The sequence below is a fragment of the Brenneria populi genome, from assembly GCF_036016195.1.
In the GTDB taxonomy this organism is placed as follows: Bacteria; Pseudomonadota; Gammaproteobacteria; order Enterobacterales; family Enterobacteriaceae; genus Brenneria; species Brenneria populi.
The window spans coordinates 1-9,708 of record NZ_JAYWTM010000010.1 but is presented as its reverse complement, the minus strand read 5'-3'; the positions used below and the strand labels follow the sequence as shown (position 1 = coordinate 9,708).

Sequence of the window (9,708 nt, the reverse complement as noted above, 5' to 3'; positions counted from 1 at the left end):
CAAGCGCTAAATGCAAAAAAACGATTAAGCGCTTATTATTTACCCATAAGGCCATCAAAGCGGTAGTTTTTCCAGCGATGCAAAACCATAACGCTGCAATACTGGCCAAAGCGTCGCCACTTTAGGGGTAATCGCCAGGCAATAAACCAGATTTTTTTCCGCTGAGACCGGCGCGTGTTCAAGATTGGCGATCAGCCACGCCGTTCTTCTGGCGATAGCCGCCCCCGAATCCACCAGCCGAGTGCCGTTCGGCAACGCCAGATGCAGCTCCTCCTTCAGCAACGGAAAATGCGTGCACCCAAGCACGACTGTGTCGGGCGGTTCCGGCAGCCGTAACCATGGACGTAAGATTTTTTGCAACGCTTCCGTAGCGATACTTTCTCCCTGAAGCTTGGCTTCCGCCAGTTCAACCAATTCTGCAGATCCCAGCAACAGTATCTGGCAATCATTGGCGAAACGGGCGATAAGCTCATGCGTATAGGAGCGTTGTACGGTCGCGCGGGTGGCCAGCAGCCCAACGACGCCGTTACGCGTCAGCTTGGCGGCGGGTTTAACCGCAGGCACAACGCCCACCACGGGGAAAGTAAAGCGTTCGCGCAGCGCCGGAAGAGAAATGGTGCTGGCGGTATTACAGGCAATCACCACCAGCGCCAGTGGGTGACGCTGCTGAATAGCGGCAACAATTTTAACAACGCGCTCGATAATAAACTGCTGAGGCTTTTCGCCATAAGGAAATGCTTCATTGTCGAACGCATAGATATAGTGAAGATCCGGCAATAATCGCCGGATCTCATCAAAAACAGACAACCCGCCTACGCCGGAATCAAACACCAGCACGGTGGGACGGGCTGGCAGGTCAGAAGGTATAGCTTCCGGAGAGATAGTACTCTCGTCCTGCCGTACGGTAGCCATATGCCGTCTCATAATCTTTATCAAACAGGTTGGCGATTCTACCACGAACTGTCAGATGGGGGGTTATCGGATATGAGGCAGAAAGATCGATCGTGCTATAACTGGGCAACACTCTCTGCTGAGGATTGTAGGATGAACTTCGGTTGTCATAACGCCGATCATAGTACTGCCACGCGATATCCATATCGACGTTAAACATTGTCCAGTCAAGCTGATATTTCGCCTGCCGCTTCGCGCGGCGCGGCAGAACCTCATCCGTCCGATCGTCTCGAGGATCAATGTACTGTAGCGTTATCCGGTGCGTGAAAATGCCGGTATCCAGATTTCCAGTCCACTCTACGCCCTTGATGGTGGCGGAATTGATATTGTAGTACGCGTTGTTGCCATAGGTAATAAGGTTCTGAATTTTGTAGCGATACGCCGACAAACGCCAGTCGATCGGCCCGGTAAGCCCTTCCAGCCCCGCTTCCCACTGTTTTGATTCCTCGGGTTTCAGATCCGGATTTGAGGAAATTGCTGGAGAGTAGCGACTAGCGCCAAATTGCTGACCTAATGACGGTGTAAGAAAACCCGTGCCGTGAGAGAGGGTTATGCGATAATTATCAACAAACGCCCAGCCCAAAGCGGTTTGCCAGGTACCATGCCAGCCAAACTGCTCGTCTTTATCTTCACGGCCGGAAGCTTCCAGAGTGAAACGGCCAAACTGCTGCTGTCCTGTCAGATAGATGCCGGCATTATCTCGTTTATAGATGTCTGAGGTAGTCTCATTAGACGATGTCAGCCGCTCTTGCTTCCAGTCCACCCCCGCCCCTATCGCCCCTTGACCAACAACGAAATTATTTCCCCATTGGACGTAGCGCTGTTCCATACGGTCGAGAGAAGTTCCCTCGTGATAGCGGCCATAAATACTGCTGTAGTTGTAATCTTTGATTTTCTGGAGACTGGCGATGAGTTGAGACGAATAACCGCCTGAGTTGAACCGCATCCCCGCGTCCCAGGACTGATTATACAGTTGGTGCTCATCAGCGCTGTAAGAGGGCGAATAGGGTGCGCTACCCAGATCATAATCAGCGTTGTTGGCATATCCATAGCCCCTAAAAAACCCTGCAACATTCTCATTAAACTGATGTTCCAAACCGCCCCAGAAAGACTTGCTGCGGTATCCATCCCGGTCGCTATCCAGCCCCCAGGTAGAGTTTTTTTGGACATTAAACCCTTTTGTCGTTTTGTAAGCACCGGCTACGGTAGCTACCGTGCCGCCAAAGCGCTGGCGTAAAATCCCATCATATTCCTGATACCCCTTGGATCCGGCGCCTGCGCTAATCTCGGATTTTTCATCTCCCTTTTGAGTAATGATATTAATCACGCCGCCAATCGCTCCCGAGCCATACATGGCGGAGCGAGGACCACGGATATACTCGATACGTTGTACCAATGAGAGAGGGAACTTATTTAAATCAGGATCATTAGAGATGCCCGAGCGGGCGACAGGGACCCCATCGACCAAGACCAACGTATGTTTTGCTTCCGTACCACGAATAAACGTCGAGGAACTCTGTCCCATTCCCCCAGTCTGCGCGATATCCACACCCGGCAAACGACGCATCACGTCCGTCAAGCTTTTCGCCTGCCAGCGATCGATATCTTCGCGGGTAACGATATCCATCGGCGCCAGCACGGAGGAAACGGGTTGAGGGAAGCGGTTTGCGGTAACGATTATTTCATCGTTATTTTCTTGCGATGAATCCGTACTCTCCTGCGCCCAGACGGGAAAGGCCGCGACAGCAAGCGCTGTCGGCAGCAATATTTTTTTATTAAGCATGTATCAAGCATCCAAACGATATAGAGGATGCCGCATTACCATGATGAATAGCACGCGATGATCATGGTCGCTGCGACGTATACCGGCAGGTCTTCGGGCTTGGGGCCGCCGTTACTCTCATTCCCGAAACATCGTTTGTCGCAAACATGATTCGTAACAACCGTTCGTAACAACAAAGAGCGATGACTTCCCATCTTTAAAGAAGACAGTGTCTGCAATAATGCGATCGCTCTGACTACCCTTACCGCTGCGCGTCAGCTCCAGATTCACACTGGATTCCCTTTTAACTTGTAATAAAAGGCCGGATTTTCATGCTACGATCGCGTTATCCAGAGGTCTAGTCTCTTATTTCATTACAGAGTAATAACATTGCAAAACTGGACTTCTCAGCCGGATTACCTGGAGTTTCCGGCTAACAAAGCCCTTTTCGATGCCATTCAGATGAGAAAACCATGACGCCAGAGATCCTGCCCGTTGAGCAATACGACAACCAGCTAGCACAAAAAACAGAACGTCTTAGCAACATGATGGCATCATTTAATGCGCCAAAACCCGCTGTTTTTCGTTCCCCCGTCACCCACTACCGCATGCGCGCGGAGTTTCGTATCTGGCATGACGGCGACGACCTTTACCACATTATGTTTGATCAGCAGACCAAACAGCGTATTCGCGTCGATAGCTTTCCGGCCGCCAGCAAACTGATAAACCAGCTGATGCCGGAGCTGATCGCCGCCCTGCGCCCCAACCCGATTTTGCGCCGCAAACTGTTCCAGATTGACTACCTGTCCACGCTGAGCGGCGAGGCGGTGATTTCCCTGTTGTACCATCGGGCATTGGATAACGAATGGCAACGGCATGCCGTCGCGCTGCGGGACGCGCTGCGCGCGCGGGGTTTCCGGCTACAGCTGATTGGACGCGCCACCAAGACCAAGATTTGTCTGGACCGGGACTATGTTGACGAACGTCTGCCCGTGGCCGGACGCGAGATGATTTATCGGCAGGTTGAAAACAGCTTCACCCAGCCCAACGCCGCCATGAACATTCAGATGCTGGAGTGGGCGCTGGACGCCACGCAAGGTTCAACGGGGGATTTGCTGGAGCTGTACTGCGGCAACGGCAATTTCTCACTGGCGCTGGCGCGCAATTTTGACCGTGTGCTGGCGACCGAAATCGCCAAACCGTCGGTCGCCGCCGCGCAGTACAATATCGCCGCCAATCGCATTGATAACGTGCGGATTATTCGTATGTCGGCGCAGGAGTTTACCCAGGCCATGAATGGGGTTCGTCAGTTTAATCGCTTACAAGGTATCGATTTAACGGATTATCGCTGTGAAACCATTTTCGTCGATCCGCCGCGCAGCGGGCTGGATGCGGAAACGCTCAACATGGTGCGGGCCTATCCGCGCATTCTCTACATTTCCTGCAACCCGGAAACGCTGCGCCAGAATCTGGAGACGTTGACGGAAACCCATCAGATAAGCCGGCTCGCGCTGTTTGACCAATTTCCTTACACCCATCATATGGAGTGCGGCATCCTGTTGGAAAAACGCGCGTAAGCGCATCGTTGCGCAGGCGGGCTTAGCGCCCGCCGTCAATCTCATGCCTCCGGGGCATCGCCCTCATCGGCGGCGGCCCGGGATTTCAGCCTGAGGCCAATCCACAACACCAGCGCCACGCAGAGCAGCGAAGGAATGAAATTTGATCCTATGGCAGGGTATTCAACCCGCACGATGGCGCTGTAAAGCAGTAACCCCAGCAGAAAACTGGCGGCCACCAGCAAAGGCGCGCTTTCAGACATACTGCGGTCAACATAGCGCTGGTGCAGGCAATATACGGATAAAACCAGCGCAATCAGAGGAAAGATTGAAAATGGAACCAGCGCGCTGAACAACGCCGAAAATGAACCGTTAATGGATAAACCCGCGACCAACGCCAAAATCAGCGTTCCTTTTTCCCGATAGTGATGAGATGGTTCTGTCATGGCTTTTCTCTTCTCGTGCCTGTGATTTACGACGTACTTGCCCCGCTATCCTGCTCTTTCCGGTACCAGTAATAGGCGCCTTTGGAAATCATACGCAGCTGTAATACCAGCCGCTCTTCCAGCTGTTTCCGCTGCTCCAATCCGACATCCAGCGCTTCCGCCCCGGCGCTGAAAACAATGGTCACCATCGCTTCCGACTGCGCTTCGGCGAAGCTGCGCGGGATATGATTTTCGACCTCCAGATAGTCGGCCAGTTCAGCGATAAAATGCTGAATCTCACGCGCCACGGCCGCGCGAAACGCGGCGGAAGTCCCCGAGCGTTCACGCAATAACAGCCGGAAGGCATTGGGATTGTTGCCGATGAACTCCATAAAGGTGGAGACGGACGTTTTGATCACGCTGCCGCTCTTGGCGATGCGCTGGCGCGCCTGACGCATCAGCTGGCGCAGCATCAGCCCGCTTTCATCGACCATCGTCAGCCCAAGTTCGTCCACATCACGAAAGTGGCGATAAAACGACGTCGGCGCGATACCGGCCTCGCGCGCGACCTCTCGTAAACTCAGGCTGGCAAAGCTGCGCTCCGCGCTCAATTGGCTGAATGCCGCTTCAATAAGGGAACGGCGCGTCCGCTCTTTCTGTTGTGCTCTGACACCCATTATCCTGCCCAAATCATCCGTTTTCCTTGCTAAAAAAGCACTATAGCAACTTTATTGTCGGCATACTGAGACAAAGTTTGTCATATTAAAAATGTGACCGTAGGTTTCCATAATAAATACAGGGAATATTGGGTTCCGCTGCGCCGAGTGTTACAATCACGTTATTGTTTTGTATAAGATGAGTTACCCTACAATGACCACACCAAAACAGTTCGATTATGATGCCATCGTTATCGGTTCCGGCCCCGGCGGCGAAGGCGCCGCAATGGGATTAGCCAAACAGGGGGCAAAAATCGCGGTGGTTGAACGGCATTACAACGTCGGCGGAGGCTGCACCCATTGGGGAACCATTCCCTCAAAAGCGCTGCGTCATGCCGTCAGCCGTATTATTGAGTTTAACCAGAACCCGCTATACAGCGATAAAGCGCGCATTATCAGTTCCTCTTTTTCCGATATCCTGCGTCGCGCGGACAGCGTTATCGGCCAGCAAACCCAGATGCGTCAGGGCTTTTATGAGCGCAACCAGTGCGAGCTGTTCTCCGGCGAAGCCCGTTTTATTGATGAACATACCCTGGCGGTTCATTATCCGGACAACTCTCACGATACGCTGACGGCGGCCAATATCATCATAGCCACAGGGTCGCGCCCCTATCGCCCAAGCGAAGTAGACTTCAACCACTCCCGGATCTACGACAGCGACTCCATTCTGCAACTCGATCACGAACCGCGGCATGTCATTATTTATGGTGCGGGCGTCATCGGCTGTGAATATGCGTCTATTTTTCGCGGTCTCAACGTCAAGGTCGATCTCATCAACACCCGCGATCGCCTGCTGGCCTTCCTCGATCAGGAGATGTCGGATGCGCTCTCTTACCATTTTTGGAACAACGGCGTGGTCATTCGCCATAACGAAGAGTTTGAACGTATTGAAGGCATGGCGGATGGCGTTATCGTTAACCTCAAATCCGGCAAAAAAATGAAGGCCGACTGCCTGCTGTACGCCAACGGACGAACCGGCAACACGGAAACGCTCGGCTTGGAAAATATCGGTCTGAGCGCCGATAGCCGCGGGCAGATAAAAGTCAACGGCATGTACCAGACCGGTCTGGCGCATATTTACGCCGTCGGCGACGTCATCGGTTACCCCAGCCTCGCTTCCGCCGCCTACGATCAGGGGCGTCTCGCCGCGCAGGCGATCGCCAAAGGAAACGCCAGCGCCCATCTCATCGAGGATATCCCCACCGGGATTTATACCATTCCTGAAATCAGTTCGGTCGGGAAAACCGAGCAGCAGCTAACGGCGATGAAGATTCCCTATGAGGTAGGCCGCGCGCAGTTCAAGCATCTGGCGCGCGCGCAGATTGTCGGTATGAACGTGGGAAGTCTGAAGATCCTCTTCCATCGCGACACCAAACGGATACTGGGCATCCACTGCTTCGGCGAGCGGGCGGCTGAGATTATTCATATCGGACAGGCGATTATGGAGCAGAAGGGCGAAGGCAATACTATCGAGTACTTCGTTAATACCACCTTCAATTACCCGACCATGGCGGAAGCCTATCGAGTCGCGGCGCTGAACGGATTAAACCGCCTGTTTTGACACGTTTTCCATATAGCCCTGCATATGTTCACGGATGGTATCGGCCAGTTGCTCATAGCGTCCGCGCAGCGGCGAGCCGGGGCGATAGACCAGCGCGACGGTGCGCTTTGGCTCGGGCTTATAACAAGGCAGATAGCAAACGCCATCGCGTTCGCGTTCGTGCGGTACCGCCAGCGACGGCAGCAGCGTGATGCCGCTGCCCGCCGCCACCATATTACGCAGCGTCTCCAGGCTGGTGGCGCGAAAATGCGCATCCTCGTCCGCGCCGGCCTGGAAACAGAATCCCATCGCCTGATCGCGCAGGCAGTGCCCATCTTCCAACATCAGCAGTTTTTCGCCGGCCAGGTCGGCCATCGCCACGCGCTCCCGGTTTGACCAGGGGTGATCCTGATAAATCGCCAGCTTCATCGGCTCATCGAACAGCGGCACTTCAATAAAGGCTTCGGACTCTTTCACCAGCGCCAGGATAGCGCAATCCAGCTTGCCGCTGTCCAACTGGGCCAGGAGTTGGTGGGTCTGAGCCTCGTGCAGATACATTTCAAGCTTGGGGAACGTGCGGTGCAGCATCGGAATAATTTGCGGCAACAGGTAGGGTCCGACGGTCGGGATCAGGCCGATATGCAGCGGCCCTGACATGGTTTCGCCCTGCTGGCTCGCCATCTCTTTCAATACCTTAACTTCGCGTAGTACCGTACGCGCCTGTTCAACCAGCAACAGGCCCGCCTGGGTAAACAACACTTTTCTACTGGTTCGTTCCAGCAACATAACGCCCAATTCATCTTCCAGCTTGCGGATTTGTCCGCTAAGCGTTGGCTGACTAACGTGGCAAGAGTCTGCGGCACGCCGAAAATGACGATGTTCTGCTAGCGCCACCAGATACTCTAAATCCCGAATATTCATTTATTATTCTCCTTATCACGATAGCAAGTAACGATAGAAAGATTAGCGACGAATGGTTATTCCTATCAACAGTTAAAACGAATAGTCGATTCCATCGCAGCGTATCAGTTTATTTTTACCCAAATAAAACAACACCTTTACTAATCGGTCGGGCCCACGTCGATCGGCCGGAAAGGTAAGAAAATCCGCAGATGACGTCTCCATACGCGCAAAGGCGGCCGGTCGAATTGGGGCGACAGCAAACGCGTCGTTCAATGATAAAACTGTCATTACTTTCTTTTCACCACAGAGGCTTTTAACGGCCAGATCCTCCGACCATCTGCCACGCTATAACGAGTTAGCAGACGTATTCAAGCAATTTGGCATGAATCGCATTTTGTGTATTTTTATTAACGGCACATTTATCGCATAAGTTCAGGCCATGAGACGGAAAAAAGATAATATCGCATTTAGCACTGATAACAGCAGATAGATAAATAATGGTAGGGATGTATAGGCATATAAAATGAGTTATGGCGTTATCACAGAACAAATCAACACCTTATCTCAGCTACCCTTTCCCGATACATAAGCATAAAAAAACCCTGTCAGAGCAGGGTTTTGAAGTGAACGACGGCGTTTTGAGCAATTCCTGCGCGCAACGGCGCGCAGTCCCATTCAGCCAACCGCCGGGCGGACCCCCAGCGTATGGCAAATCGCATAGCTCAATTCAGCGCGGTTGAGGGTGTAAAAATGAAAATCTTTTACCCCTTCGCGGCTCAGAATTTTCACCATATCCATGGCGATAGACGCCCCGACCATTTTGCGGGTTTCAGGATCGTTATCCAGTCCGTCGAACATTGAGGTCATCCAGTTCGGTACGCGCACGTTCGTCATGGTGGCGAAACGCTGCAATTGTTTAAAGTTGGAAACCGGCAGAATTCCAGGCACAATCTCCACGTCAATACCGGTGGCGACGCAGCGATCGCGAAAGCGAAGATAGCTTTCCACATCGAAAAAGAACTGGGTGATCGCCCGATTGGCGCCGGCGTCAATCTTGCGCTTCAGATTGATCAGGTCGGCCTGGGCGCTTTTGGCTTCGGGATGAACCTCCGGATAAGCCGCGACGGAGATGTCGAAATCCCCCACTTCTTTTAGCAGAGCGACCAGATCGGCGGCATACATTTCCGGTTTACCGCCGCCGGGGGGGAGATCGCCGCGCAGGGCCACGATATGGCGAATGCCGCTCTGCCAGTAATCCTGCGCGATCTCGCGCAGCTGATCGTGAGAGGCGTCGATACAGGTCAGGTGCGGCGCCGCCTCAAGCCCGGTGCGCTCCTTAATCGTTTTGATGATGCTATGGGTACGATCGCGCTCGCCCGAATTCGCGCCGTAGGTGACGGAAACGAATTTCGGCTTAAGGGTGCTCAGACGGTCGATAGAATTCCAGAGTGTTTCTTCCATCTCAGTGGTACGCGGCGGAAAAAACTCAAATGAAACATTAATTTGTCCCTGTAGTTCCGCCAGACTTTGATTCAGCGATTCCCGCTGATTTGCGTGAAAAAAACTCATACCTGCCTATCCTATTAACCAGTTCTGTTGTTATCGTTGTTCATAAACGTCTACACGTTTAGACGTCTAGATAGAAAATGACGTAATCTGCCCGCAGAGTCAATCTTTTTACTCATCCGTATGCTGATGATTATTCATCCTACATGAAAAAGGCTCATGATAGCGCCGATTGCCGCCAACGCCGGGAGGCGCAATCGGTTCGCAACAGGAAAAAGAGATAGATAAAGACGGCGCGGGCGATAGCGCGCCGAGTTTGCTGACAAAATCCGCAGCGCGGCGAGAAGCA

Annotated in this window: 8 protein-coding genes and 1 riboswitch; of the genes, 2 read left to right on the top strand and 6 right to left on the bottom strand. The window is 52.9% G+C overall.

Going from position 1 to position 9,708, the window contains the following annotated elements:
* Positions 1-54 precede the first annotated feature (54 nt).
* Together murI and btuB are read right to left on the bottom strand one after the other, a co-directional pair.
* Positions 55-912, bottom strand: coding sequence for a glutamate racemase (murI, locus tag VSX58_RS12745; RefSeq protein ID WP_327618416.1), 858 nt, complete (start codon positions 910-912; stop codon positions 55-57).
* Positions 857-2,734, bottom strand: a complete 1,878-nt coding sequence (gene btuB / locus VSX58_RS12740; protein ID WP_327618415.1) for a TonB-dependent vitamin B12 receptor BtuB — start codon at positions 2,732-2,734, stop codon at positions 857-859. The genes murI and btuB overlap by 56 nt, the downstream gene beginning before the upstream one ends.
* Before the next feature lie 67 nt (positions 2,735-2,801).
* Positions 2,802-3,056, bottom strand: a riboswitch (cobalamin riboswitch).
* A gap of 130 nt (positions 3,057-3,186) precedes the next feature.
* Here btuB and trmA point away from each other — a divergent pair.
* Entirely contained in the window at positions 3,187-4,290 is a 1,104-nt protein-coding gene (gene trmA / locus VSX58_RS12735; protein ID WP_327618414.1) for a tRNA (uridine(54)-C5)-methyltransferase TrmA, read from the top strand.
* Between the two features lie 41 nt (positions 4,291-4,331).
* Here the strand turns inward: trmA and VSX58_RS12730 are convergent, their stop codons facing one another.
* On the bottom strand, positions 4,332-4,715 hold the full coding sequence (locus VSX58_RS12730; protein WP_327618413.1) for a YijD family membrane protein: 384 nt from the start codon (positions 4,713-4,715) through the stop codon (positions 4,332-4,334).
* A 26-nt stretch (positions 4,716-4,741) separates the two neighbouring features.
* Positions 4,742-5,371, bottom strand: a complete 630-nt coding sequence (gene fabR, locus VSX58_RS12725) for an HTH-type transcriptional repressor FabR (protein ID WP_319606069.1) — start codon at positions 5,369-5,371, stop codon at positions 4,742-4,744.
* Between the two features lie 193 nt (positions 5,372-5,564).
* Here fabR and sthA point away from each other — a divergent pair, with 193 nt between their 5' ends.
* Positions 5,565-6,971: a Si-specific NAD(P)(+) transhydrogenase gene (sthA, locus tag VSX58_RS12720; protein WP_327618412.1), complete on the top strand. Its 1,407-nt coding sequence runs from the start codon at positions 5,565-5,567 to the stop codon at positions 6,969-6,971.
* Here sthA and oxyR read toward each other — a convergent pair.
* Together oxyR and metF are read right to left on the bottom strand one after the other, a co-directional pair.
* Positions 6,954-7,871: a DNA-binding transcriptional regulator OxyR gene (gene oxyR / locus VSX58_RS12715; RefSeq protein ID WP_327618411.1), complete on the bottom strand. Its 918-nt coding sequence runs from the start codon at positions 7,869-7,871 to the stop codon at positions 6,954-6,956. The genes sthA and oxyR overlap by 18 nt on opposite strands.
* A gap of 657 nt (positions 7,872-8,528) precedes the next feature.
* The gene (metF, locus tag VSX58_RS12705) at positions 8,529-9,422 is read right to left on the bottom strand and encodes a methylenetetrahydrofolate reductase (RefSeq protein WP_327618410.1); all 894 of its coding nucleotides are present in this window, start codon (positions 9,420-9,422) and stop codon (positions 8,529-8,531) included.
* Between the last annotated feature and the right edge of the window lie 286 nt (positions 9,423-9,708).